This window comes from Ferrovibrio sp. GW821-FHT12F09 (assembly GCF_058806775.1).
Genome location: NZ_JBXAPZ010000002.1, coordinates 154,757 through 177,719, shown reverse-complemented (window position 1 = coordinate 177,719; position 22,963 = coordinate 154,757). Strand labels below are relative to the sequence as shown.

Below are 22,963 nucleotides of genomic sequence, written 5' to 3'. Positions count from 1 at the left end.
CGTCCCTGATCTCCCGAAAGACGTTTATTCCATGACTGATTTTGCCGGCGTTATTGCGCCGCTGTCGCTTGCGTTGACGCAGCGCGGCTATACCACGCTCACCCCCGTGCAGGCTGCCGTGCTGGAACCGCAGCATGCCGAAGCCGACCTGCTGGTCTCGGCGCAGACCGGGTCGGGCAAGACCGTGGCCTTCGGCCTCAATATCGCGCCGACCCTGCTGCAGGGTTCGGACGGCTTCGAGCCGTTCCGCGGCGGCAATGCCCGCGGGGGCGGCTGGCAGCCGCCGCTGGCGCTGGTGATCGCGCCGACGCGCGAGCTGGCGCTGCAGGTCTGCCGCGAGCTGGAATGGCTGTACGAGCCGACCAATGCCCGCGTCGTCTCCTGTGTCGGCGGCATGGACATGCGCACCGAACGCCAGGCGCTGAATGCCGGTGCCCATATCGTGGTCGGCACGCCCGGCCGCCTGCGCGACCATATCGAACGCGGCGCCCTGGATATCAGCGGTCTGCGCGCCGTGGTGCTGGACGAAGCCGACGAGATGCTGGACCTGGGCTTCCGCGAGGATCTGGAATTCATTCTCGATGCCGCGTCGCCCGAGCGGCGTACGCTGCTGTTCTCGGCCACCGTATCGAAGCCGATCGCCCAGCTGGCCAAGCGCTTCCAGAAGGATGCGATCCGCATCTCGACGGCGGCCGAACGCGAGCAGCATCACGACATTGAATACCGCGCGCTGATGGTGGCCCCGAACGAGCGCGAGAACGCCATCATCAACGTGCTGCGGTTCCATGACGCGAAAAGCGCCATCGTCTTCTGCGGCACCCGCATGGCGGTGAACCATCTGTCGGCGCGGTTATCCAATCGCGGCTTCGCTGTCGTCGCCCTGTCGGGCGAGCTGAGCCAGAACGAACGCACCCATGCGCTGCAGTCGATGCGCGATGGCCGCGCCCGCATCTGCGTCGCCACCGACGTGGCCGCGCGCGGCATCGACCTGCCGGGCCTGGAACTGGTCGTGCATGCCGATCTGCCGACCAACCGCGAAGCGCTTCTTCACAGATCAGGTCGTACCGGTCGCGCCGGCAACAAGGGCATCTGCGCCCTGCTGGTGCCGCATAACCGCCGCCGTGGCCTGCAGCGCCTGCTGGCCGAAGCCAATATCGAGGCGAAATGGGCGCAGCCGCCGAGTGCTGCCGAAATCCAGGCCGCCGACCGCAAGCGCATCCTGAACGACGAAACCCTGCAGGCGGCGCCGAATGCCGAGGAACTGCCGTTCGTGACCGAGCTGCTGGCCAAGCATGGCGCCGAGAAGGTGGCCGCCGGTTTCCTGCGCCTGCAGATGGCGCGCCAGCCGGCGCCGGAAGAGCTGCTGGACGTGGGCTCGGAAGCGCCGGCCGCTTTCGGGGGGCGCGATGATGCACGCCCGCGCAAGGGCCGCGACGACTTCACTGGCAATGGCGTGTGGTTCCGCATCACCGCCGGCCACAAGCAGAATGCCGAGCCGCGCTGGCTGCTGCCGCTGATCTGCCGCGTCGGCCATGTCACCCGCAAGGATGTCGGCTCGATCAAGATTTTCCATACCGAAAGCCAGTTCGAGATTGCCGCCGGCGTCGCCCAGCGCTTCGCCGACCAGATCGCCCGCGAAGGCACCGGCGAGAAGCAGATCACCATTGCCCGCCTTGACGGTCCGCCCGGCATGGCCGGCGAGACCGGCGCGCCGGACGGCGATGGCGGCAAGAAGCCCTGGACCGGCAAGAAGGCCGGCGGCTTCACCCGCAAGGAATTCGGCGAGAAGAATGCCGCCACCTTCGGCGAAAAGAAGGACTGGGCCGGCAAGAAGCCGGGCTTCGGCAAGAAAGAGTTCGGCGGTAAGCCGGGCGAGAAGAAGACCTGGGACGGCAATACCAGCCGCCCCTACAAGCCCGATTTCAAGAAGCCGGTTGCCGAGGGCGGTGCCGCTCCGGCAGGATCGGGCAAGCCGGCCTGGAAGAAAAAGCCGGACCACAAGTAGGACTGACCCGGCCGCGTGAAGCCGGGCGGTCTTCATGAGGCTGCCATGCTGCTCACCCTGTTCGACTTCGCCGGGACCTTCGTGTTCGCGCTTTCGGGCGCGACGGCCGGCGTGCGCCGCCGGCTCGATCTGTTCGGCGTGCTGGTGCTCAGCTTTGCGGCTGCCAGTGCCGGCGGCATCCTGCGCGATGTGCTGATCGGCGCGCTGCCGCCGGTCGCCCTGCGCGACTGGGCCTATCCGCTGATAGCCGCGGTGGCCGCGCTGCTGGTGTTCTGGCGCTACGCCCTGGTGGAAAAACTGAAGCATCCGGTGCAGCTGTTCGACGCCGCCGGCCTGGCGCTGTTCGCCGTGCTGGGCGCGCAGAAGGCGCTGGATTACGGCCTCAATCCGCTGGCCGCGATGATGCTGGGCGTGCTCAGCGGCATCGGCGGCGGCATGGCGCGCGATATCATGCTGGCGGAAATTCCCACCGTGCTGCGTGCCGAGGTCTATGCGGTGGCCGCGCTCGCCGGTGCGGCCGTGGTGGTGGCGGTGTCAGCGCTCGGCCTGCCGCATCATGTCGGCATCATCGCCGGCGGCCTGCTCTGCTTTGCCGTGCGGGTGCTGGCGATCCGCCGCAACTGGCAGATCGCCGTGGCCCGTCCCGGCGACGACCCGTCGCCGCCAGCTTAGAATTCTTCCCAGGCGCCGTCGTCATCGGCCGGCGCCTTCGCGGCCGGCTTCGGCACGATTTTCAGGGCCGGGCGTTTCGCGGCCGGCGCCGCCGGCGGCTTCACCGCGATGACCTGGGTGACGACCGGCCTGGCGGCCGGACGCGGCGCGGCGGCCTCGTCGAGACGGTAGCGCTGCACCAGCTGCGCCAGCTCCTGGGCCTGGCCCGACAGCGCCTGGGCGGAAGCGGAGGTTTCCTCGACCAGGGCGCCATTGCGCTGGGTCATTTCATCCATGCTGGCGACGGCCGTGTTGACCTGTTCCAGGCCCGCGGCCTGTTCCTTCGATGCCGCCGCGATCTCAGCCACGATGTCGGAGACTTTCTTGATCGCACCGACGATCTCGGCGAGCGAGACGCCAGCCTGGTTGACCAGGGCGGCGCCGGTCTTGACCTGGGCATTCGAGGTCGAGATCAGCGCCTTGATGTCCTTCGACGCATTGGCCGAGCGCTGCGCGAGCGCACGCACTTCCTGCGCCACCACCGCAAAACCCTTGCCGGCTTCGCCGGCACGGGCGGCTTCCACACTGGCATTGAGCGCCAGCAGGTTGGTCTGGAAGGCGATTTCGTCGATCAGGCCGATGATGTCGGAAATCTTCTGCGCGCTCTGCTCGATCTGCGTGACGGCGGTGACGGCGTCCGACACCACGGTGCCGCCCTTTTCGGCCGTATCGCGCGCCACGGTGGCGAGCTGGCTGGCGGCCTGGGCGTTATCCGCATTCTGCTTCACGGTCGCCGTGATCTCGTGCATGGAGGCCGCGGTTTCCTCGATGGAAGCGGCCTGGCTTTCGGTGCGCTGGGCCAGGTCCTGGCTGCCGGTGGAAATCTCGCCCGAGGCTTCCGCGATGGTGACGGAGGTATCGCGCAGATTGCCGATGATGCCGCTCATGGCATCGACCAGATCATTGACGCCACTGCACAGCGTGGCGATCTCGCCGCTTTTGCCCTGCATGGCGATCCGCTGGGTCAGGTCATTGTTGCGGGTCGCATCGACCACGACCTTGACCTGCTGCACAGCCATCTCGGTCATGCGCGCGGCCAGGATCTGCGCCGTGATGTCGGTAGCGTATTTCACCACCTTGAAGGGGCGGCCATTGGCATCCATGATCGGATTGTAGCTGGCCTGGATCCAGACCTCACGGCCACCTTTGCCGACACGCTTGTACTGCGCGGCTTCGAATTCACCGCGGCCGAGCTTGTCCCAGAAGGCCTTGTACGCGGCGCTGTCGCGATAAGCGGGTTCGACGAAAATGCGATGATGCTGGCCTTTCACCTCGGCCAGCGTGTAGCCCATGGCGCCGAGAAAATTCTCGTTGGCATTGAGGATCACGCCATCCAGCGTGAACTCGATCACCGCCTGCGACTTGCCGATCGCGGCGATCTGGCCCTGGTAATCGGCCATGACAGCCTTCTGCGCCGTGATGTCGGTGGCGAATTTCACCACCTTGTATGGCCGCCCGCGCTTGTCGAAGATCGGGTTGTAGCTGGCCTGAATCCAGATGTCCTTGCAGCCGTTGGCGATGCGCTTGTACTGCGCGGCTTCGTATTCGCCGCGGCCCAGCTTGTCCCAGAAGGCCTTGTATTCGGCGCTTTGCGCATAAGCCGGATCAACGAAGATGCGGTGATGCTTGCCCTTCACCTCATCGAGGCGATAGCCCACGGCATTCAGGAAATTCTCGTTGGCATGCAGGATGGTGCCGTCGAGGGTGAATTCGATGATGGCCTGCGCCTTGTTGATCGCGTCAAACTGCGCACGCAAATCGCTCGCAGCGGAACTTGCGGAAAACTGGAACATCTTGGGGAGTCCTTTTTGTGAATTTACGCCGGGTTATGCCGGTCTCTTTTTCGCCGGTCTCATGCTTATACGGACGATTTATAAGAAAGGATCGGTAGAATTACTAAATAAATACTTTGTTATTAGCAGTATTACCTAAGGTGGTGTAAAACGCAGTGAACAAGCCGGAGTTTTACAGTATTGGTTGAACCCATTACTTTGAGTTGAGGTTGCAGTAATGAGCGCCACTCATTTGCATGGGAGTGGGCGGGGTCGCCGTGGCCATATTGCCGGCGCGGCGACTCAGGCGCTGTCGCGCTCCACGATCGTGAAGCCGATATCGACCAGCTTGTGCTTCGGGTTGTGCCCGGCCGCGCGGGCCACCAGCATTTCCGCGGCGATGCGCCCGATGCCGGCGCCATCGGTGCGCACGCTGGTCAGCGGTGGATCGGTGTCCTTGGCAAACGAGAGATCGCCATAGCCAATCACCTTCAACTGCTGCGGCACCCTGAGGCCTCGCGCCCTGGCTTCGATCAATGCGCCGAGCGCCAGATTATCCGAGCCGCAAAAGACGCCATCGATATCGGGGTGATCGCGCAGCAGGGCGGCAAGGCCGCTGCGGCCGTCGCCCATCGGCGTGGGGGCGGGCGCCTCGATCACCGGAATCGGACGGTTCTTGCTGCCGAGCTTGCGGAAGGTTTCGCTGAAAGCGCCGGCACGCAGGCGCGCGCGGCGATCATCGGGCGAAACAATTGCCGGACGGCGGCAGCCGCGTTTGTACAGGTATTCGGCTGCCGCCTTGCCAATGGCCGGATGCGAGAAGCCGACCAGCATGTCGATCGGCTTGTCGGTCAGGTCCCAGGTTTCCACTACCGGAATGCGGGCGGCGCGCAGCTTGCGCCGCACATCGGCGGAATGAACGATACCGGTGAGGATGATGCCATCGGGGCGGCGGCCGATCACGGCAGCCAGCAATTCGTCCTCGCGCGCATCATCATAGCCGGCCTGGCCGATCAGCAGCTGATAGCCCTGCGCCTGCAGATGTGCGGCGACGCTTTCCATCGTGGCGGTGAACATGGCGCCGGCAATGCTGGGCACCAGGGCAACGATCAGCTTGCTGCGGTTCGACGACAGCGAGCCGGCCAGCAGGTTGGGGGTATAGCCCTGGCGCCGGATGGCGGCACGCACTTTTTCCAGCGTCTTGGGCGAGACCTGGTCTGGCGTATTGAGAGCCCGGGAAACCGTGATTTTGGTGACACCGACCTCGGCCGCGATATCGGCAAGCGTCGGCGTTTTCGCAGTTGCGGTACGGCTTTTGGGCGCGGTCTTCACATTTCCAGTATAGCCAGCGGAATGATTCCGGGGTAGGCTCGGCCAGTATGTTACCGGTAACATTTTCCAGCCAGCAGAACAGCCCAAGCCCCATGAACCAGATCGACCTGCATGCCAAACGCCTGATCGGCCCTGTGATCCGCCTGCATCCCGACGACAACGTGGTTGTCGCCCGCATCGACGTGGTGCCCGGTATTCCGGTGGAGGGCGACAACCGCCATCCCGGCTTCCTGATCCGCGACAAGACCCTGGCGGGTTACAAGATCGCCGCCCGTGACATTGCCAAGGGCGAGCCGATCCTGAAATACAACGTCACCGTCGGCTTCGCTGCGGAAGATATCCGCGTCGGCAGCATGCTGCATGGCCACAACACCGAATTCCGTGAGTTCGACCGCGACTATGCCCATGCCCAGGGCTACAGGCCGGTGGAGATGATCCCCGAGGCCGAACGCGCCACCTTCCAGGGTATCGTACGTCCCGATGGCCGCGTCGGCACCCGCAACTTCATCGGTATCGTCTCCACTGTGAACTGCTCGGCCACCGTGGTGCATGCGGTCGCCCGGCATTTCACCGAAGAACGGCTGGCCGATTTCCCTAATGTGGACGGTGTGGTGGCCTTCAGCCATGCGCTGGGCTGCGGCATGGAGATGACGGGTGAGGCGATGGCGCTGCTGCGCCGGACGCTGGGCGGTTATATCCGCCATGCCAATCTCGCCGCCGTCGTGGTGATCGGGCTCGGCTGCGAGCGCAACCAGCTCGGCGGCATGATGGAAGAGCAGGGACTGGAGCGCAGCGCCAACCTGGTCACCTTCGTGATGCAGGAGACCGGCGGCACCCGCAAGACCATCGAGGCCGGCATCGAGGCCGTGAAGAAGATTCTTCCTGCGGCGAATGACGTGAAGCGTACCACCGTGTCGGCCAGCCATATCAGCGTCGGGCTGCAGTGCGGCGGTTCGGACGGCTTCTCGTCGATCACCGCCAATCCGGCTTTGGGCGCGGCCATGGATATCCTGGTGCGTCATGGCGGTACGGCGATCCTGTCGGAAACGCCAGAGCTCTATGGCGTGGAGCACACGCTGACCCGGCGTGCCGTGACGAAGGAAGTGGGCGAGAAGCTGGTGGAGCGTATCCGCTGGTGGAAGGACGTCTATGCCGTGGGCCGCGACGTGCAGATCAACGGCGTGGTCAGCCCGGGCAACCAGGCCGGCGGCCTCGCCAATATCTTCGAGAAGTCGCTCGGCTCTTCCATGAAGGGCGGCACCGGGCCGCTGATGGATGTCTACAAATACGCCGAGCCGGTGAAGACAAAGGGCCTCGTCATCATGGATACGCCCGGCTACGACCCGTGCTCCGCCACCGGCCAGATTGCCGGCGGCGCCAATATCATTGCCTTCACCACCGGCCGTGGTTCGGCCTTCGGCGCCAAGCCGGTGCCATCGCTGAAACTCGCCACCAATTCACCGATGTACCGCCGCCTGGAAGAGGACATGGACATCAACTGTGGCCAGATCCTCGACGGCACCAAGTCGATGCAGGAAATGGGGCAGGAGATTTTCGAGCATATCCTTCGCACGGCATCCGGCGAGAAGAGCAAGAGCGAGCTACTCGGTGTCGGCGACCACGAATTCGTCCCCTGGCAGATCGGTATCGTGGGGTAGCGAAGACCAACCACTGAAAAACTAAAAACCGGAGGAAACGACAATGAAAAAAGTCATGCAGGGACCTGACAGGCGTCAGGTCCTCACGGGAACGCTTGCGTCCGGGGCCGTGCTGGCAGCCGGCAGTCTGGCCAGGCCAGTTTTCGGACAAGGCGCTTATCCCAACCGCCCGATCCGCTTTATCTGTCCCTGGCCGGCGGGCGGCACCGCCGATGCCACCATGCGCGCGCTCTGCCGCGTGGCGGCGGCCGAACTGGGTCAACCGATCACGGTGGAGAACCGGGCGGGCGCAGCCGGCATGATCGGTGCCGCCGGCATCGCCACGGCGCAACCCGATGGCTACACCATCGGGCAGATTCCTCTGAGCGTGACGCGCTTTTCGCAACTGGGCAGTTTCCAGCACGATCCACGCAGCGACTTCACCTTCATTGCCCGCACCGCCGGTCAGACCTTTGGCATCGCCGTGCGCGCGGACTCGCGCTTCAAGACCATCCAGGATGTGGTGGCGGCGGCGAAGGCCAAGCCCGACACCGTGACCTATGCCACGTCAGGCGTGGCGGGGCAGACCCATATCGGCATGGAGGAATTCTGCCATGCCGCCAGGATCAAGATGAGCCATGTGCCCTTCAAGGGCGGCGCCGATGCCCTGCAGGGCGTTCTGGGCGGCCATGTGGAGGTGCTGGCGGATTCCAGCAGCTGGGCGCCGCTGGTGCGCGACGGCCGCTTCCGCCTGCTGGCCACCTGGAGCGAGCAGCGGCTGGCCGGCTTTCCCGATGTGCCGACCCTGAAGGAAAGCGGCTACAACGTGGTGATGCAGGCGCCGAACGGCGTCGGCGCGCCCAAAGGCCTCGATCCGGCGATCACGGCGAAGTTGCGGCAGGTGTTCCGCAATGCGGCTTTAAGTGCAGAGCATACTGAAACCTGCAACCGTCTCGACATGGTGGTGATGTATCTGGACGGCGAGGATTACCGCAAATTCGTTGCCCAGAATTACGAGGAAGAGAAAGTCATTATCGAACGGCTGAAGCTGAAGGAACTGCTGAGCAAGAGCTGACGCTCAGGTCGGCCGCGCTCGCCGTGCGCGGCACAAAAAAAAGCGGGCAGCAGAGACGCAGATCATAACCTGCTCCTGCTGCCCGCAACGGGTCGGTCGGGCGGTTGCGCCCGACCGTGACGGCTTAGAGGCCCGCCAGCTTTTTCTTCATCGTGATGAAGGTCGCATCGTCGTACTTGTTGTCGGCGCCGGCCGCGGAATCAATCGCCCAGCCAATGCCGCCGCCAGCAATGATGTTGCCGAAGGTTGCAGCCGAGGCATGCGATTTCAGGAAGGTGGTGCTTTTGTCATACCCATCGAGCTCACAGGTGACCTCGATGCCATGCTTGGTGCGGTCGATCCGCACGGCGCCCGGCGTTACAACTTTGCCGATCGGCAAGCCATTCCGCATCAGGTTGCAGGATGCGCCGGCCGGGTCGGAGTTGAATGACAGGGTCTGAGAAGTGCCTTCCACAATCGTGGAGCACCCCGTCACCGCGGCAAGCGCAATGACGGCCGTGAAAACAGCCAAATTTTTCATTATTCCCCCAAAGAACGTTCATTTGCCTCGAGGCTGACCACCCAGCCTCAGTTGCAATTTATCGAAAACAATTCTCGCGTTTCAAGGGGAATATGCACTCATAAAGGGTAAAAATCCGCCATTCCATCCATTGATAAATCTGGACAAAGCCGGGTCTTCCCGCTCGCAATGGCTGTAGAATCAGGCGCGATAATCCGCCTGCTCGCGGTCGAGTTCGCGCTTGATGCTCTCCAGATGCAGGCGCGCGGATTCGCCATCGCCGTCGCGCATCTGCCGGTAGGTGGCTTCGGCGATGTCGGGATCGACCGGCACCAGGCGACGGCCGGTCGACTGCGCGATCACCTGCACCTGGCAGGCGCGTTCCAGGTAGTAGAGGTCGTCCCAAGCCTCGGCGATGGTCTTGCCCAGCACCATGACGCCGTGCTGCTTCATGAAGACGATATCGGCATCGCCGACGGCGGCGGCGATACGGTCGCCCTCCGAGGTATCCAGCGCCAGGCCGTTGTAATGGCCGTCGACCTTGGTGCGGCCATAGAATTTCAGCGACGACTGGCCGGCAAACAGCAGCGGCTTGCCTTCGGTCATGCACAGCGCCGTGGCATAGGGCATGTGGGTGTGAAAGGCGACGCGGGCGCGCGGCACGTTCAGATGCATGCGGGCATGGATGAAAAAGGCGGTGGCTTCCGGCACGCCGTCGCCCTCGACGACATTGCCGTGGAAATCGCAGATCACCAGGTTCGAGGCGGTCACTTCGCTGAAGGCCCGGCCATAGGGATTGACCAGGAACAGATCGTCATGGCCGGGCAGCACAGCCGAGAAGTGGTTGCAGATGCCTTCATGCAGGCCGAGTTTCGCGGCCATGCGGAAGCAGGCGGCGAGATCGACGCGGGCCTGGCGGATCGCATCGGTCTGCAGGTCGGGACGGTTATGGCCGCTGAGCGGTCGGGCGTCGGAGGAAAGGGCGTGGGCCATGGGCGGTCCGTTCTTCTGAACTGATATGAGATCCAGTTTCTCACTTTCGTCGTGCCCGCGAAAGCGGGAACCCAGACTACCGTTGCTCGGGATGCCCGCTTCCGGGGGGATGACGGAATGAATGCTGACAATTCCACGGTTGCCGGGCTGCGACGGCTGCGCCAGACTGGCAACATCCGCGCGACTGGCGAGACAAGGTGGACCACCACCGGGGAACGCGGATGCCGGTCTGCCGCTCGCCTGGGCATCGCTCTGACAATCCGTTCTGCCATGGAGGTGCTCATGTCTGCGCTGCATATCGGTTTCGCGCTGTTTCCCAATCTGACCCAGCTCGACCTGACCGGGCCGTGGGAGGTGTTCTCCAAGCTGCCGGATGCGCAGTGCCATCTGCTGGCCCATGACCTGCAGCCGGTGCGCAGCGCCAGCGCCGGACTGACCATCCTGCCAACCACCCGCTATGCCGATTGTCCGCCGCTGGACGTGATCTGCGTGCCGGGCGGGCCGGGGCATCTGCAGGCGATGGAAGATGCGGCGCTGCTGAATTTCCTGCGCATACAGGAGAAGACCTGCCGGTATGTCACGGCGGTCTGCACCGGTGCGCTGGTGCTGGGCGCGGCCGGCCTGCTGCAGGGCTATCGCGCCACCACGCATTGGATGTCGCTGCAACGGCTGGGCGCTTTCGGCGCCATACCGGTGGCGGAGCGCGTGGTGACCGACCGCAACCGTGTCACCGGCGGCGGCGTCACGGCCGGTATCGATTTCGGCCTGGCGCTGGTGGCGGTGCTGGCCGGCGAACAGGCGGCGCGCGAGATTCAGTTGCAGATTGAATACGAGCCACAGCCGCCCTATGGCGGCAGCCCGCAGACCGCGGCACCGGAAACGGTGGCCACTTTGCGCGGACGGCTGGGCGGTTATGCCGCGGCGATGGCGGAGACCGATGCCCGCGCGCTGGCGCGGCTCAAGCCTTGAGAGGAGAAACCATGGAAACGATTCAGCGCAACCCGACCACGGGCGTCTATGCCGCGACGCCGGATTACATCCACGCCCTGGAGGTGCGCAATCCGACGCGCTTTCTTTACGTCGCCGGCACCATGGGGCTGGACGAGAGTGGCGCGGCGGGCAAGACGCTGGACGAGCAGCTGGTGCTGATCTGGTCGAACCTGCGCACGATTCTGGCCAGCGCCGACATGACGGTGGACAGCATCGTGCGCATCACCAGCTACCTGCGCGATGTGTCCTATGCGGAAGCGAACCAGAATGCGCGCCTAGCCGCTCTGAAGGGACGTGTCGTGCCAACCACCGCCATCGTGGTGCAGACCCTGCTGCCGGAATGGCTGGTCGAACTGGAGATCGTGGCGGCGGCCTAGGCCTTGCCGGTCGCTTCCGCTTCCTGCTTGGTGATATCCTTGTCGGTGAACAGGTAGTCCTTCAGCTGCTTTTCGAAGTCCTTGCTGTTGCGGCGCAGCCATTCGATCACCATGGCGGCATGCTCCATTTCCTCGCGCATGTTGTGCAGCAGGATGGCTTTCAGGGCCTGGTCGTCGCAGTCATCGGCACGCTGGCGATACCAGTCGACCGCCTCCATCTCCTCCATCAGCGAGGTGATGGCGTAATGCAGGTGCAGCGCCTCCTTGCTGAGGCGTTCGCGGGGGACATGCAGGTCTTCGCTGGACATGGGGACTCCTGAGGCTGAAGGTCCCTTTAGAAATGGCCGGAATCCCGCAAAGTTCCTTCTGAGAATAATCCTCAGAAGGCCAAGAGTCAGAAGGCCCGGGTCTCACCGATCTTCATCACCCCGGCCTCATCCGGGTGATAGCCCATGATGGCGGCTTCCTTCGCCAGGCGATCCGGTGCTTCGAACTGCGGTTCCTCGCTCAGTCGTACCGTGCCCCAGTGCATGCCGATCATGCGCCGTGCGCCAACGCGGCGCGCGATTTCCACCGCCTGTTCCGGCGTCGTATGGCTGCCGCGCATGATGCTCTGCGGTTCATAGGCACCGATCCCGACCAGGCCGAGATCGAAGGGTCCGAGTTTCTCGCCGATCTCGCGGAAGACCGGACCGATGGTGGTGTCGCCCGAGAAGAACAGGCGCTTGTCGCCGGCGCGATAGACGAAGCCGGCCCAGAGCGTGCGGTTGCCATCGAACAGGCCGCGGCGCGAGAAATGGATCGCCGGTGTTGCCGTGACGGTGACGCCTTTGCGCTCGACACTCTGATACCAGTCGAGTTCGGTGACGTCGGTATAGCCCAGGTCGGTGAAATAGCGGCCCAGGCCGAGCGGCACGACGATGCTGATCCTGGTCTTGTTCGGCATCGCATCGAGGGCGGCAAGATCGAGATGGTCGTAGTGATTGTGACTGACGGTAAGGATGTCGATCGGCGGCAGGGTCTGCGGATTGAGCGCCGGCGGCACATAGCGTTTCGGGCCGAAGCGGTTGAACGGTCCCGCATGGTCGGAGAGATAGGGATCGGTGAGCAGCGTGGCGCCGCCGATGCGGATCAGGAAGGCGGCATGACCGAGCCAGGTGAGGCTGTCGGCATTGTGATGCCGGGCTATGCCGGCCTGCACCTCGGCGGCCGGCAGCACATGGCCGTCGGGGATCGCTTCTGTGCTGAAACCGGCCAGCACCATGCTCCACCAGAAGGGCACCAGATCGCCAAAGCCCGGTGGCTCGACGGGGATCGAGTCCTGCGGGTTGCGGAAGCGGCCATCGCTCAGATGGTGATAAGGCTTGTCGGGCATCTGGGTCTCAGTGCGCGGGGCGCAGTTGCTGACGACCATCGCGGTCAGGAGGAGGGCGGCAAGGCGGTGCATGGTCGTCCTGACGCTAGACCGATCTCGCGGCAGGGCAATGCCACATGCAGAGCACAGTGACGGCGGTCACCGGATGAAGGCTCAGGCGCGCCCCTGCTGCGCCACGGCGGTGCCCCGGCAGGCCAGGGTGTAGCGCGTGATGAGATAGCTGCGCGGGCGGTCGGGGAAGCGTGTGCGCAGGGCCTCGGCATCCGCCTGCATGCCGGCTGCGGTGCGCAGGTCGCCGGTCTGGCGCAGGGCAGCGGCATATTCCTGCATGGCATCGGCGAGGTTGGCCGGATCGTCGCCTTCCAGCCCGAGCCGGCGCACCATCGGCACGGCTTCGGCGTAATAGGGCAAGGCCTGGGCATAGTGCCGGCGGTCGTAGAACAGGCGTGCCAGCTCGAACAGGCGGCGCGAGATCTGCACGCTGGCCGGGCCGCTGGTTTTTTCCTCCAGCGCCAGCGAGGTGAGCAGCAGTTCGCGCGCCTCCTCGAACTTGCAGCCATGGCCCTTCATGCGGCCGAGATTGTAGAGGTTGAGCGACAGCAGGGCCGGCGGCACCTTTTCGGTGCCGGCCCAGACCAGCGCGCGTTCGTAATTCTCTTCGGCCGCAGAATAGTCGCGGCTCTGCTCGGCGCGCATGCCGGCATCATGGTAGCGCGCCATGTTGGTGGTCCCGAAATCCCTGGCGCAGCCGGCGGTCAGCACGGTCAGCACCAGAAGGGCGAGCGATGCCCGCATTGTTGTCTTCCCCCATCGCAAATGGCGACGACCTGAGTCTATGGGCTGAACGGGGCGAACGGAAGGGCAAAAAGAAAGCCCCGCCGGCAGGAACCGGCGGGGCTCGTTGGACACCCGGCTGCTGAAAGCCGTGAGCCCAGGGAAGGTCGTTCTTAGACCGAGTAGTACATCGAGAACTCGATCGGGTGCGGGGTGTGCTCGAAGGCGTACACCTCTTCCCACTTCAGTTCCATGTAGGCGTCGATGAAGTCGTCGTTGAACACGCCACCGGCCTTCAGGAAGGCGCGGTCCTTGTCCAGGGCTTCCAGGGCTTCACGCAGCGAGCCGCAGACCTGCGGAACCTTGCTCAGTTCCTCCGGCGGCAGGTCGTACAGGTTCTTGTCCATGGCCGGGCCGGGATGGATCTTGTTCTTGATGCCATCGAGACCGGCCATCAGCATGGCCGAGTATGCCAGGTAGGGGTTCGCGCCCGGATCGGGGAAGCGGACCTCGACGCGCTTCGCCTTCTCGCCGGCGCCGAACGGGATGCGGCAGGAAGCCGAACGGTTGCGCGCCGAGTAGGCGAGCAGCACCGGGGCTTCGAAGCCGGGGATCAGGCGCTTGTAGCTGTTGGTCAGCGGGTTGGTGAAGGCGTTCAGCGCCTTGGCATGCTTGATGATGCCGCCGATGTAGAACAGCGCCATCTCGCTGAGGCCAGCATACTTGTTGCCGGCGAAGAGCGGCTTGCCAGCTTTCCAGATCGACTGGTGAACGTGCATGCCCGAGCCGTTGTCGCCCTTGATCGGCTTCGGCATGAAGGTCGCGGTCTTGCCCCAGGCATGGGCCACGTTGTGCACGCAGTACTTGTAAATCTGCATGCTGTCGGCGGACTTCAGCAGGGTGGCGAACTTGATGCCCAGCTCGTGCTGGCTGTTCGCCACTTCATGATGGTGCTTTTCGACGGTCACGCCCATGCCGGCGATGGTCGACAGCATTTCCGAGCGCAGATCGCCGCCCTGGTCGAGCGGGGCGACCGGGAAGTAGCCGCCCTTGATCGGGGCGCGGTGGGCCATGTTGCCACCTTCGTAGCTCTTGCCCGAGTTGTAGTCTCCTTCGATGTCGTCGAGGTAGACGAAGGTTTCGTTCATCGAGGTCTTGAAGCGCACGTCATCGAAGACGAAGAACTCGGCTTCCGGGCCGAAATAGGCCACGTCGCCGGTCTTGCTGGTCTTGATGTAGGCTTCGGCCGCCTTGGCGATCGAGCGCGGGCAACGGTTGTACGGGGTGCCCTCATGCGGCTCCAGCACGTCGCAGAACAGCACGGCGGTGGTCTGGGCGGAGAAGGGATCGTAGGTGAGGCTGTCGAAGTCCGGCTTCAGCAGCATGTCGGACTCGTTGATCGCCTTCCAGCCGGCGATCGACGAACCGTCGAACATGATGCCTTCCTTCAGGGTGGCTTCGTCGATCATGGTGATGTCGAAGGCGACATGCTGCCACTTGCCACGCGGATCGGTGAACCGGAAGTCAACGTACTTGACTTCCTTTTCCTTCAACTGCTTCACAATGGATTTTGCATCAGCCATGGCTGTTTTTCCTGCTCGTTCTTCCCTGGTTTAAAATGACTCACGGAGGGCAGCCCCTGACGGGCGATACTCGATGAGATTTGGTGGTAGAGGCGGAGAGTTCCTGCTCCGCCGTCAGACCGCTTCCGCGCCCTTTTCACCGGTGCGGATGCGAATGACCTCTTCGACAGTGGAAATGAAAATCTTGCCGTCGCCGATGCGGCCGGTGCGGGCCGCCTGGGTGATGGCCTCGACGGCCTTCTCGACCATGCTCTCGTCCAGCACGACCTCGATCTTCACCTTGGGCAGGAAATCGACGACGTATTCGGCGCCGCGATACAGCTCGGTATGGCCTTTCTGGCGGCCGAAACCCTTGGCTTCAGTGACCGTGAGGCCCTGCAGACCGATTTCGTGGAGGGCTTCCTTCACTTCGTCGAGCTTGAACGGCTTGATGATGGCTTCGATCTTTTTCATGGGTGCGACAACACTTTGGCCGGAATGGAAATGACGGGGTTTGCAATGCACACTCTATGCCAGCATTAACCCGGGTTTAACCTGCGGGATTCCCCACTATGGCGGGGGGTGTGGGTAAGTGTTCGGGCTGTTTTGCATAGAAAATACCCTATTTGATTAATATATAGGCTGAAAACAGCCTAATGTTTCGGCTTTTTCTGGCTAAGGAAGTCAGCGATGCGACCGAGGGCCTCGCTGATGGCCTGATCCGAGGCAGCAAACGACAGCCGGATATAGCCTTCGCCATGGCTGCCGAAGCTGGTGCCGGCGATGGTGGCGACACCGGCCTGTTCCAGCAGCCCATCCTGCATCTGGCGCGCGTTCAACCCCGTTTCGGTGATGTTGGGGAAGGCGTAGAACGCCCCTTCGGGCTTGATGCAGCTGATGCCGGGGATTTTGTTCAGCCCGGCGACGCAGAGATCGCGGCGGCGGCGGAAGGCCAGCCGCATTTCCTCCACGGCATCCTGCGGTCCGGTCAGTGCGGCGATGCCGGCGAACTGCGTCGGCGCGTTGACGCAGGAATGGGTGTTGATGGCGAGCTTGGTGGCCAGTTCGGCCAGCCGCGCCGGCCACAAGCCCCAGCCCAGACGCCAGCCGGTCATGGCATAGGTCTTCGACCAGCCTTCGAGAATGATGAGGCGATCCTGCAACTGATCGAGATACGGGATGAAGCTGGCGTAAGCGCCGTCGCCATCCAGCACCAGGCGCGAGTAGATCTCGTCGGCCATGATGGTGACATGGGGGAAGCGCTGCAGGCCTTCGATCAGTTTCTTCACTTCCGATGCGGGCGCGACGCCGCCGGTCGGATTGGCCGGCGAGTTGACAATGAGCAGCCGCGTGGCCGGCGTGATGCGCGCGAGCAGATCGTCGGCGCGGAAGGCGAAGCCGTCTTTCTCCAGCAGCGGGTAACCGGCGAGTTTGGCGCCGGTGTAGTTGACCAGCGATTCATAGATCGGGAAGCCGGGATCGGGATACATGATCTCGGCGCCGGGTTCGCCGAACATCTCGATGGCGGTGGCCATTGTCACCTTGCCGCCGGGCACCACGACGATGCGGTCGGGCGAGACGCTGACTTTGTAGCGTGCCGCGATCTCGGCGCAGACGGCTTCGCGCAGAGGCAGGATGCCATTCGCCGGTGTATAGCCGTGATGGCCGTCGCGCAGCGCCTTGATGGCGGCTTCGACCACATGCGGCGGGGTGGGAAAATCGGGCTGACCGATGCCGAGGTTGATGATGCTCTTACCCTGGGCCTCCAGGGCTTTCGCACGTGCGAGAACCTCGAAGGCGCTCTCCGAGCCCAGACGCGACATCCGCGCGGCAATCTGCATGCTTTTCCTCCCGCTGTAACCCGTCTGCTTATGCCGGGATTCCGGCGGGCAAACAAGGCAGGGCGACCTCACAAATGCAGGCCGGCGCCTTGCGAGGGCAGGCGGGCTTGCCTAGTGTTCTCAGCCTCATAACACCCTGCAAGGAAATCCCCATGCTGCTCGATGTCCGCACCTATACCTGCCGTCCCGGCACCATCAAGCTGCAGCTCGAACTCTACGAAAAGCTTGGCTTCAAGCCGCAGACCCGCCATCTGGGCCAGCCGGTCGCCTTCATGGTCACCGAGACCGGCCCGATCAACACCTATATCCATATCTGGGCCTATGAGAATGCCGGCGATCGCGAGACCAAGCGCGCCGGCATGCAGGCTGATCCGGAGTGGCAGGCCTTCATCAAGGCGAGCGGCGAGGCAGGGTATCTGATCAACCAGGTGAACCAGCTGATGACCCCGGCGGCCTTCGCGCCGATCAAGCGCTAATCCATACCAGCAGAGAGTACGCGTGATGAAACGCAGTGGCGGTCATATCCTCGTCGAGCAGCTTCGCATCCAGGGCGTCGATACCATTTTCGGCGTGCCGGGCGAGAGCTTCCTCAACGTGCTCGATGGTCTGCATGACCATACCAACCACATGCGTTTCGTGATCTGCCGCCAGGAAGGCGGCGCGGCGATGATGGCCGATGCCTATGGCAAGACCACCGGCAAGCCCGGCATCTGCATGGTGACACGCGGGCCCGGTGCGACGAACGCCTCGGCCGGCGTACATGTGGCCTATCAGGATTCGACGCCGATGATCCTTCTCATCGGTCAGGTCGGCCGCGACATGATCGAGCGCGAAGCCTTCCAGGAAATCGACTATCGCCGCATGTTCGGCCAGATGGCCAAGTGGGTGGCGCAGATCGACGATGCCGCCCGCATCCCGGAATTCATCAGCCGCGCCTTCAGCGTGGCGATGTCGGGCCGCCGCGGCCCGGTCGTCCTGGCGCTGCCGGAAGACATGCTGACCGATGTGGTTGAAACACCGGACGGCAAGGCTGTGCAGCCGGTGGAGGCACATCCATCCGATGCGCAGATGGCGAAATTGAAAAGCCTGCTGCAGGCGGCGAAGAAGCCGATGATGATCGTCGGTGGTTCGGGCTGGAGCGAGAGCGTGCGCGAGCAGGTGCAGACCTGGGCCGGTACCTCCGGTATTCCGGTCGGTGCATCCTTCCGGCGCCAGGATTACCTGGACAACGACTGGCCGAACTATGTCGGCGATGTCGGCATCGGCATCAATCCAAAGCTGCAGGCACGCATCAAGGACGCCGATCTGCTGCTGGTGATGGGCGCCAAGCTGGGCGAGATGACCACCGGCGGCTACACCATGATCGATATCCCGCTGCCGGGTCAGACGCTGGTGCATGTGCATGCCGGCGCCGAGGAGCTTAACCGCGTCTATACCGCCGAGCTGCCGATCAATGCGTCCGCGGCCGGCTTTGCCGGTGCGCTGCTGAAGATGGGACCGGTGGATGGCAAGGCCTGGGCCGCCGATACCCGACAGCTGCGCGCTGATTACGAAGCCTGGCAGACCGTGCCGCCGTCGCCCGGCGATGTGCAGATGATGGATATCGTGAAGTGGCTGACCAAAACGCAGGGCGCGGACCTGGTGCTGTGCAACGGCGCCGGCAATTACGCCACCTGGCTGCATCGCTTCCACCGCTATCGCCGTCATACCAACCAGCTGGCGCCGACTTCGGGTTCAATGGGCTATGGCGTGCCAGCAGCAGTGGCGGCCAAGATCGCCAATCCGCAGCGCACGGTGGTGGCCTTTGCCGGCGACGGCTGCTTCCTGATGACCGGGCAGGAATTCGCCACCGCCATGCAGTATGACGCCGCCATCATCGTGGTGGTGGTCAACAACGGCATGTACGGCACCATCCGCATGCATCAGGAGCGCGAATACCCGGCGCGTGTCAGCGGGACGGAACTGAAGAACCCGGATTTCGCGGCTTATGCGCGTGCCTTCGGCGGCCATGGCGAAACGGTGCTGAAGACGGAAGAGTTCGCACCAGCCTTCGAACGCGCCAAGGCCTCAGGCAAGCCATCGATCATCGAGATCAAGCTGGATCCGGAAGCGCTCACCCCGCGCATGACGCTCACCCAGATCCGCGAAGCGGCCGTGAAGGCCAAGGCGCATCACAGCGATCGCTAAGATACGACCATGAGAAAGCCGGACGCCTTGCGAAGGCGTCCGGCTTTTTTGTTGCCTACTTCTTCACATTCACGATCACCACGCCGCCCAGCGCCAATGCACCGCCGATCAGGCCGAGCATGGTCGGCACTTCGCCAAGCCAGAGCCAGCCCATCAGCGTCGCCGTCGGCGGTACGCAATACATGAAGTTGGCGGCGCGTGCGGCCGGCAGACGCGACAGCGCCACCGTCCAGCTGCCATAGGCGATCAGGCTGGGCACCACGCCGAGATACAGCACCCACAGCAGGATGCCGGTGGAAGCTGCCTGCGCCTCGACTGCGGCGCTGGGCAGCCAAGGCAGCAGGAACAACGCACCGATCACCATATTCCAGGCCGAGACGGTCAGCGGCTTGTGGCGGGCGAATAGCGGCTTCTGCACGATGATGTTCACGGCGGTGCATAGTGCTGCGCCGAGGATCAGCAGCGCGCCGGTATCGAGTTGCAGGGTATCGAAATCACCGAGCGCGATTAGCCCGATGCCGGCAAAGGACAGCGCCGTGCCGATCCAGCCATAGATGTTGAAGCGTTCGCCTAGCAGCGCCATGGCCAATGCCGCGGTGATGATCGGATTGACGTTGATGATGAAGCTGGCAGCGCCGGCAGTGACGGTCATCTCGCCCATGTTGAGCAGGGCCGTATAGAGCGCGACGAACAGCAGGCCGCCCGAGACGAAGCGCCAGGCCTCGGCCAGCTGTGGCAGCGCCGGCCGGGTGATGGCCAGGAACAGGGCCGCCGGCAGGGCCGCGATGACGAAACGGGCTGCGCCCAGTTCCAGCGGGCCGAAACCAGCCAGGCCGGCGCGGATGGCGGGGAAGGCCGAGGACCAGGCGATCACCGTGATGGCGACCGCGGCGATGGTGACGGTATCCAGGCGGGGCCGGACAGGGGTGGCGGGCAGGGCGTCGCAGGCGGCGGACATGGCAAAACTCCAGTGGTTCCAGTCCCCTAGACATCGGGCGGAACCAGCTGATTGACAATCGAACAGATCGAGGGTCAGCTGTGCGTATGGATCACAGCTTGCCAGCCCAGCTCCCCCCGCTCGATACGCTCCGCGCCTTCGAGGCCGCCGCCCGGCTGGGCAGCTTTTCGGCCGCGGCCGAGACCCTGAACCTGACCCATGGCGCCATCAGCCGGCAGGTCGCCAAGCTGGAGCGCTGGCTCAATGTGCGGCTGTTCGACCGGCAGGCGCGCGGGGTCGGCCTGACGCCGGATGGCCAGCGCCTCTACCAGCGCACGCGCGAGGCCTTTTCCCTGATTGCCGATTATGGCGACCGCTGGACCGATCCGCGCGGCTCAGCCGTGGTGCGGCTCAACTCCATTCCGTCGGTCACCGGCCGCTGGCTGATGCCGCGTCTGGCCGGGCTGGAAGCCGGGCCGCCGCAGCTGCGCGTGCAGCTGTTGATCGATCATCGCCATGTCGATCTGGCAGACGAGGGCGTCGACCTTGCCATCCGCTGCGGTCGCGGTTCGGTGCCGGGCCGCATATCGCTGCAGCTGTTCGAAGAACATTGCTTCCCGGTCGCTTCGCCCGCGCTGGCGGCAAAGATCGGCAAGGGCAGGCCCGAGCGCCTGCTGGATTATCCGCTGATCCATGATTCCAGCGCCACCGGTTGGCGCGCCTGGCTGAATGCCCAGGGGCTGGACTATCGCCCGCGCGCCCAGGACCGCCGCTTCGAAGATTACAATCTTGTGCTGGATGCGGCGGCTTGCGGACTGGGGATCGCGCTGGCGCGGCCGCCGCTGGCTCATATCGATATCGAGCAGGGCCGCATTGCCGCGGTGGATCATCGCACGGCGCTGAACTCCGTTTCATACTGGCTTGACCGGCCGCAGGGGCAGCTGCGGCCCGCCGCGGCCCAGCTGGCCGGACGATTGGCCGCACTGGCGGCGGTGTCGCAGCCGGCGCTGAAAGCATTTCTGAAAGACGACGCATAACGGCGCGGCTAGACTGTGCCGGATAAATCGCAGGGAGGCCGGTCATGGATCGTCGTGTGTTTCTCGGGTCTGCCGCCGCTGTCGTCGCCGGTGCCGGCGCGGCTGTGGCCCAGCATCACCTGCATCTGCCGGAAGCGAAGCCTTCTGTTGCGCCTTATGCCAATCTGGGCCAGGGCGGCGCGCCGCATCACATGACCGGCGAGCAGGAAGCGCAACGCGTCACGGCTTCACCGGCACCGCCCGGCGTGCCCGGCCGCTGGTTCGCCCGCGCTGCCCTGCCGATCCCGCGCAGCGAAATGGCCTGGGCCACCGCCTGGGACAATCGTATGTACATCGTCGGCGGCTATGGCGAGGGCAAGGTCAACCGCAGCTACAACCATATCTACGATCCGGCGCAGGACCGCTGGTTCGACGGCGCACCGCTGCCGCGCGGCGCCAACCATGTGGCGGTCTGCGCCGATGCCGGCAAGGTCTATGCCTTCGGCGGTTTCACCGAGCAGAACCGCCTGTCGGATGCCAATGCCTATGTCTATGACATTGCCGTCAACAGCTGGCGCAGCATCGCGCCGATGCCACGTCCGCGTGGCGCCGCGGCAGCCGTGGTGCTGCATGGACGCATCCATCTGATCGGCGGCGCTTCCGAGCCGGCGCGCGAGCGGGCATCAGTCGGATGGCATGAAGTCTACGATCCGCAGTCCGACAGCTGGCAGGCGCGCAAACCGCTTCCCGGTGCACGCGACCATGTCGGCGCCGTGGCCTTCAACGGCAACATCCATATCATCGCCGGGCGTTTCAACACGTTCGAGTACAACACCGATCTGCATCATGTGTATCTGCCGCAGCAAGATACCTGGGAGACCCGCGCGCCGCTGCCGGTGTCGCGTTCGGGCCATGGCCTCGTGATCTATCGCGACCGCCTGTTCGCCATGGGCGGCGAGTCCGGCGTGATCGCCGGCGGCCAGATCACGCAGGCAAAAGTCTTCGGCCAGATGGAAAGCTACGATCCGGCAACCGACCGCTGGCAGAGTCACGCCGCGATGCCGACGCCACGTCATGCGGTGGGCGCTACCGTGTTGAACGATGCGATCTATGTGGCCGGCGGCGGCGCGGTCACCGGCGGCATGGTGCAGTCGGCCGTGCATGAGGCGTTTACACTGGGCTGACGGGAAAAGCGGGGGCGGGGGTGAAGATTTGGATTTATGCCGCGGCGGCGGTGCTGCTGCTTGCGGGGAGACCGGCGACAGCACTTGTGATGGAGGTGGCTGACACGCATGTCATCCTGTCGGGCTCGGTTGCCAGCGGCGATTACTATAAATTCAACACACTGCTGATCCGCAATCCGCAGGTCGATACGGTGGTGGTGCGCGATTCACCGGGCGGTCACGCGCCGAGCGGTTACAGCATCGGATCGCTGATCCGCAGCCGCGGACTGAACACCGTGGTTTCGGGCTACTGCCGGTCGGCCTGTTCGCGCATTTTCCTGGGCGGCGTCGAACGCCGCTTTGCCGATGATACGCCGGTCGGGCAGACCTATGTCGCCTTTCATGGCAATTATGACGACAGCGGCCGGCTCAACCTCGCCAATGTCAATGAGCTGCGCCAGTACATCGTCAGGCACAGCGATGGCAAAGCCGACATGGCCCTGATCGAGCGCTGGACCACCATCGCGCAGACCAAGGGCTATATCTATTTTTTCGATTCCAATCGCCTGAAACGGAAGGACGGGATGTCGGTTTTCCTGTGTCAGGGCCATGAAGAGAAGAAATACGAGGATTGCGAAAAGATCGCCGGGAAGACGGGCTACGATCTGGGCATATTCACGGCAACCGATCTGGTGACACCGAAGAAACCGGGATAGG

At 64.0% G+C, this 22,963-nt stretch carries 22 protein-coding genes and 1 riboswitch; of the genes, 11 read left to right on the top strand and 11 right to left on the bottom strand.

The features are described from left to right. The first annotated feature begins 31 nt into the window (after positions 1-31). Together AC1ROB_RS13755 and AC1ROB_RS13750 are read left to right on the top strand one after the other, a co-directional pair. Positions 32-2,005, top strand: a complete 1,974-nt coding sequence (locus AC1ROB_RS13755; RefSeq protein WP_492970576.1) for a DEAD/DEAH box helicase — start codon at positions 32-34, stop codon at positions 2,003-2,005. Positions 2,006-2,050: 45 nt separating this feature from the next. Further along, positions 2,051-2,677, top strand: coding sequence for a trimeric intracellular cation channel family protein (locus AC1ROB_RS13750; protein WP_492970577.1), 627 nt, complete (start codon positions 2,051-2,053; stop codon positions 2,675-2,677). Here AC1ROB_RS13750 and AC1ROB_RS13745 read toward each other — a convergent pair. After that, on the bottom strand, positions 2,674-4,509 hold the full coding sequence (locus AC1ROB_RS13745) for a methyl-accepting chemotaxis protein (protein ID WP_492970578.1): 1,836 nt from the start codon (positions 4,507-4,509) through the stop codon (positions 2,674-2,676). The genes AC1ROB_RS13750 and AC1ROB_RS13745 overlap by 4 nt on opposite strands. Positions 4,510-4,791: 282 nt before the next feature. Continuing rightward, positions 4,792-5,820, bottom strand: coding sequence for a LacI family DNA-binding transcriptional regulator (locus tag AC1ROB_RS13740; RefSeq protein ID WP_492970579.1), 1,029 nt, complete (start codon positions 5,818-5,820; stop codon positions 4,792-4,794). Between the two features lie 92 nt (positions 5,821-5,912). Between AC1ROB_RS13740 and AC1ROB_RS13735 the strand changes: the two genes are divergently transcribed. Further along, complete coding sequence (locus AC1ROB_RS13735; RefSeq protein ID WP_492970580.1) at positions 5,913-7,478, top strand: UxaA family hydrolase; 1,566 nt, start codon at positions 5,913-5,915, stop codon at positions 7,476-7,478. 43 nt (positions 7,479-7,521) lie between these two features. Continuing rightward, positions 7,522-8,532 carry a tripartite tricarboxylate transporter substrate binding protein gene (locus tag AC1ROB_RS13730; RefSeq protein ID WP_492970581.1) on the top strand — a complete coding sequence of 337 codons (1,011 nt, stop codon included), beginning with the start codon at positions 7,522-7,524 and terminating at the stop codon, positions 8,530-8,532. Positions 8,533-8,656: 124 nt separating this feature from the next. Here AC1ROB_RS13730 and AC1ROB_RS13725 read toward each other — a convergent pair whose 3' ends face one another. Next, complete coding sequence (locus AC1ROB_RS13725) at positions 8,657-9,052, bottom strand: hypothetical protein (RefSeq protein WP_492970582.1); 396 nt, start codon at positions 9,050-9,052, stop codon at positions 8,657-8,659. Positions 9,053-9,232: 180 nt separating this feature from the next. After that, positions 9,233-10,024: an aldolase gene (locus AC1ROB_RS13720; RefSeq protein WP_492970583.1), complete on the bottom strand. Its 792-nt coding sequence runs from the start codon at positions 10,022-10,024 to the stop codon at positions 9,233-9,235. A gap of 170 nt (positions 10,025-10,194) precedes the next feature. Continuing rightward, positions 10,195-10,277: riboswitch (ZMP/ZTP riboswitch) on the top strand. Positions 10,278-10,306: 29 nt separating this feature from the next. Between AC1ROB_RS13720 and AC1ROB_RS13715 the strand changes: the two genes are divergently transcribed. Then, positions 10,307-10,993 carry a DJ-1/PfpI family protein gene (locus AC1ROB_RS13715; protein WP_492970584.1) on the top strand — a complete coding sequence of 229 codons (687 nt, stop codon included), beginning with the start codon at positions 10,307-10,309 and terminating at the stop codon, positions 10,991-10,993. An 11-nt stretch (positions 10,994-11,004) separates the two neighbouring features. After that, complete coding sequence (locus AC1ROB_RS13710; protein WP_492970585.1) at positions 11,005-11,391, top strand: RidA family protein; 387 nt, start codon at positions 11,005-11,007, stop codon at positions 11,389-11,391. Here AC1ROB_RS13710 and AC1ROB_RS13705 read toward each other — a convergent pair. The 6 genes from AC1ROB_RS13705 to AC1ROB_RS13680 form a co-directional block, all read right to left on the bottom strand. Then, positions 11,388-11,699, bottom strand: a complete 312-nt coding sequence (locus AC1ROB_RS13705; RefSeq protein WP_492970586.1) for a ferritin family protein — start codon at positions 11,697-11,699, stop codon at positions 11,388-11,390. The two genes, AC1ROB_RS13710 and AC1ROB_RS13705, sit on opposite strands and share 4 nt — an antisense overlap. An 86-nt stretch (positions 11,700-11,785) precedes the next feature. Further along, positions 11,786-12,766, bottom strand: coding sequence for an MBL fold metallo-hydrolase (locus tag AC1ROB_RS13700; RefSeq protein ID WP_492970587.1), 981 nt, complete (start codon positions 12,764-12,766; stop codon positions 11,786-11,788). A gap of 153 nt (positions 12,767-12,919) precedes the next feature. Next, a complete protein-coding gene (locus AC1ROB_RS13695) occupies positions 12,920-13,561 on the bottom strand; it encodes a tetratricopeptide repeat protein (protein WP_492970588.1) in 642 nt (213 codons plus the stop codon). Between the two features lie 152 nt (positions 13,562-13,713). Continuing rightward, positions 13,714-15,123, bottom strand: coding sequence for a type I glutamate--ammonia ligase (gene glnA, locus AC1ROB_RS13690; protein ID WP_492970589.1), 1,410 nt, complete (start codon positions 15,121-15,123; stop codon positions 13,714-13,716). A gap of 114 nt (positions 15,124-15,237) precedes the next feature. Beyond that, positions 15,238-15,576 carry a P-II family nitrogen regulator gene (locus AC1ROB_RS13685; RefSeq protein WP_492970590.1) on the bottom strand — a complete coding sequence of 113 codons (339 nt, stop codon included), beginning with the start codon at positions 15,574-15,576 and terminating at the stop codon, positions 15,238-15,240. Between the two features lie 179 nt (positions 15,577-15,755). Next, positions 15,756-16,943 (bottom strand): pyridoxal phosphate-dependent aminotransferase, encoded by a 1,188-nt coding sequence (locus tag AC1ROB_RS13680; RefSeq protein WP_492970591.1) that lies wholly within the window; start codon positions 16,941-16,943, stop codon positions 15,756-15,758. A gap of 152 nt (positions 16,944-17,095) precedes the next feature. Here AC1ROB_RS13680 and AC1ROB_RS13675 point away from each other — a divergent pair, with 152 nt between their 5' ends. Together AC1ROB_RS13675 and AC1ROB_RS13670 are read left to right on the top strand one after the other, a co-directional pair. Next, the gene (locus tag AC1ROB_RS13675) at positions 17,096-17,419 is read left to right on the top strand and encodes an NIPSNAP family protein (protein ID WP_492970592.1); all 324 of its coding nucleotides are present in this window, start codon (positions 17,096-17,098) and stop codon (positions 17,417-17,419) included. 25 nt (positions 17,420-17,444) lie between these two features. Continuing rightward, positions 17,445-19,130 carry a thiamine pyrophosphate-binding protein gene (locus tag AC1ROB_RS13670; protein WP_492970767.1) on the top strand — a complete coding sequence of 562 codons (1,686 nt, stop codon included), beginning with the start codon at positions 17,445-17,447 and terminating at the stop codon, positions 19,128-19,130. 55 nt (positions 19,131-19,185) lie between these two features. On the opposite strand, the gene AC1ROB_RS13665 is transcribed toward AC1ROB_RS13670, so the two are convergent. Continuing rightward, complete coding sequence (locus tag AC1ROB_RS13665) at positions 19,186-20,088, bottom strand: DMT family transporter (RefSeq protein WP_492970593.1); 903 nt, start codon at positions 20,086-20,088, stop codon at positions 19,186-19,188. 98 nt (positions 20,089-20,186) lie between these two features. Between AC1ROB_RS13665 and AC1ROB_RS13660 the strand changes: the two genes are divergently transcribed. From AC1ROB_RS13660 to AC1ROB_RS13650, 3 genes are read left to right on the top strand one after another with little or no spacing between them, the layout of a single operon-like run. Beyond that, a complete protein-coding gene (locus tag AC1ROB_RS13660; RefSeq protein WP_492970594.1) occupies positions 20,187-21,104 on the top strand; it encodes a LysR substrate-binding domain-containing protein in 918 nt (305 codons plus the stop codon). A gap of 44 nt (positions 21,105-21,148) precedes the next feature. Then, entirely contained in the window at positions 21,149-22,267 is a 1,119-nt protein-coding gene (locus AC1ROB_RS13655) for a Kelch repeat-containing protein (protein ID WP_492970595.1), read from the top strand. Positions 22,268-22,287: 20 nt separating this feature from the next. Further along, positions 22,288-22,962 carry a hypothetical protein gene (locus AC1ROB_RS13650; protein WP_492970596.1) on the top strand — a complete coding sequence of 225 codons (675 nt, stop codon included), beginning with the start codon at positions 22,288-22,290 and terminating at the stop codon, positions 22,960-22,962. Position 22,963: the final 1 nt, after the last annotated feature.

What these genes read in the sequence shown, in the direction of transcription:
- AC1ROB_RS13755 (WP_492970576.1), top strand. Translation starts at nt 32, where the DNA reads ATGACTGATTTTGCCGGCGTTATTGCGCCGCTGTCGCTTGCGTTGACG.
- AC1ROB_RS13750 (WP_492970577.1), top strand. Translation starts at nt 2,051, where the DNA reads ATGCTGCTCACCCTGTTCGACTTCGCCGGGACCTTCGTGTTCGCGCTT.
- AC1ROB_RS13745 (WP_492970578.1), bottom strand. Translation starts at nt 4,509, where the DNA reads ATGTTCCAGTTTTCCGCAAGTTCCGCTGCGAGCGATTTGCGTGCGCAG.
- AC1ROB_RS13735 (WP_492970580.1), top strand. Translation starts at nt 5,913, where the DNA reads ATGAACCAGATCGACCTGCATGCCAAACGCCTGATCGGCCCTGTGATC.
- AC1ROB_RS13730 (WP_492970581.1), top strand. Translation starts at nt 7,522, where the DNA reads ATGAAAAAAGTCATGCAGGGACCTGACAGGCGTCAGGTCCTCACGGGA.
- AC1ROB_RS13725 (WP_492970582.1), bottom strand. Translation starts at nt 9,052, where the DNA reads ATGAAAAATTTGGCTGTTTTCACGGCCGTCATTGCGCTTGCCGCGGTG.
- AC1ROB_RS13720 (WP_492970583.1), bottom strand. Translation starts at nt 10,024, where the DNA reads ATGGCCCACGCCCTTTCCTCCGACGCCCGACCGCTCAGCGGCCATAAC.
- AC1ROB_RS13715 (WP_492970584.1), top strand. Translation starts at nt 10,307, where the DNA reads ATGTCTGCGCTGCATATCGGTTTCGCGCTGTTTCCCAATCTGACCCAG.
- AC1ROB_RS13710 (WP_492970585.1), top strand. Translation starts at nt 11,005, where the DNA reads ATGGAAACGATTCAGCGCAACCCGACCACGGGCGTCTATGCCGCGACG.
- AC1ROB_RS13705 (WP_492970586.1), bottom strand. Translation starts at nt 11,699, where the DNA reads ATGTCCAGCGAAGACCTGCATGTCCCCCGCGAACGCCTCAGCAAGGAG.
- AC1ROB_RS13700 (WP_492970587.1), bottom strand. Translation starts at nt 12,766, where the DNA reads ATGCCCGACAAGCCTTATCACCATCTGAGCGATGGCCGCTTCCGCAAC.
- AC1ROB_RS13695 (WP_492970588.1), bottom strand. Translation starts at nt 13,561, where the DNA reads ATGCGGGCATCGCTCGCCCTTCTGGTGCTGACCGTGCTGACCGCCGGC.
- glnA (WP_492970589.1), bottom strand. Translation starts at nt 15,123, where the DNA reads ATGGCTGATGCAAAATCCATTGTGAAGCAGTTGAAGGAAAAGGAAGTC.
- AC1ROB_RS13685 (WP_492970590.1), bottom strand. Translation starts at nt 15,576, where the DNA reads ATGAAAAAGATCGAAGCCATCATCAAGCCGTTCAAGCTCGACGAAGTG.
- AC1ROB_RS13680 (WP_492970591.1), bottom strand. Translation starts at nt 16,943, where the DNA reads ATGCAGATTGCCGCGCGGATGTCGCGTCTGGGCTCGGAGAGCGCCTTC.
- AC1ROB_RS13675 (WP_492970592.1), top strand. Translation starts at nt 17,096, where the DNA reads ATGCTGCTCGATGTCCGCACCTATACCTGCCGTCCCGGCACCATCAAG.
- AC1ROB_RS13670 (WP_492970767.1), top strand. Translation starts at nt 17,445, where the DNA reads ATGAAACGCAGTGGCGGTCATATCCTCGTCGAGCAGCTTCGCATCCAG.
- AC1ROB_RS13665 (WP_492970593.1), bottom strand. Translation starts at nt 20,088, where the DNA reads ATGTCCGCCGCCTGCGACGCCCTGCCCGCCACCCCTGTCCGGCCCCGC.
- AC1ROB_RS13655 (WP_492970595.1), top strand. Translation starts at nt 21,149, where the DNA reads ATGGATCGTCGTGTGTTTCTCGGGTCTGCCGCCGCTGTCGTCGCCGGT.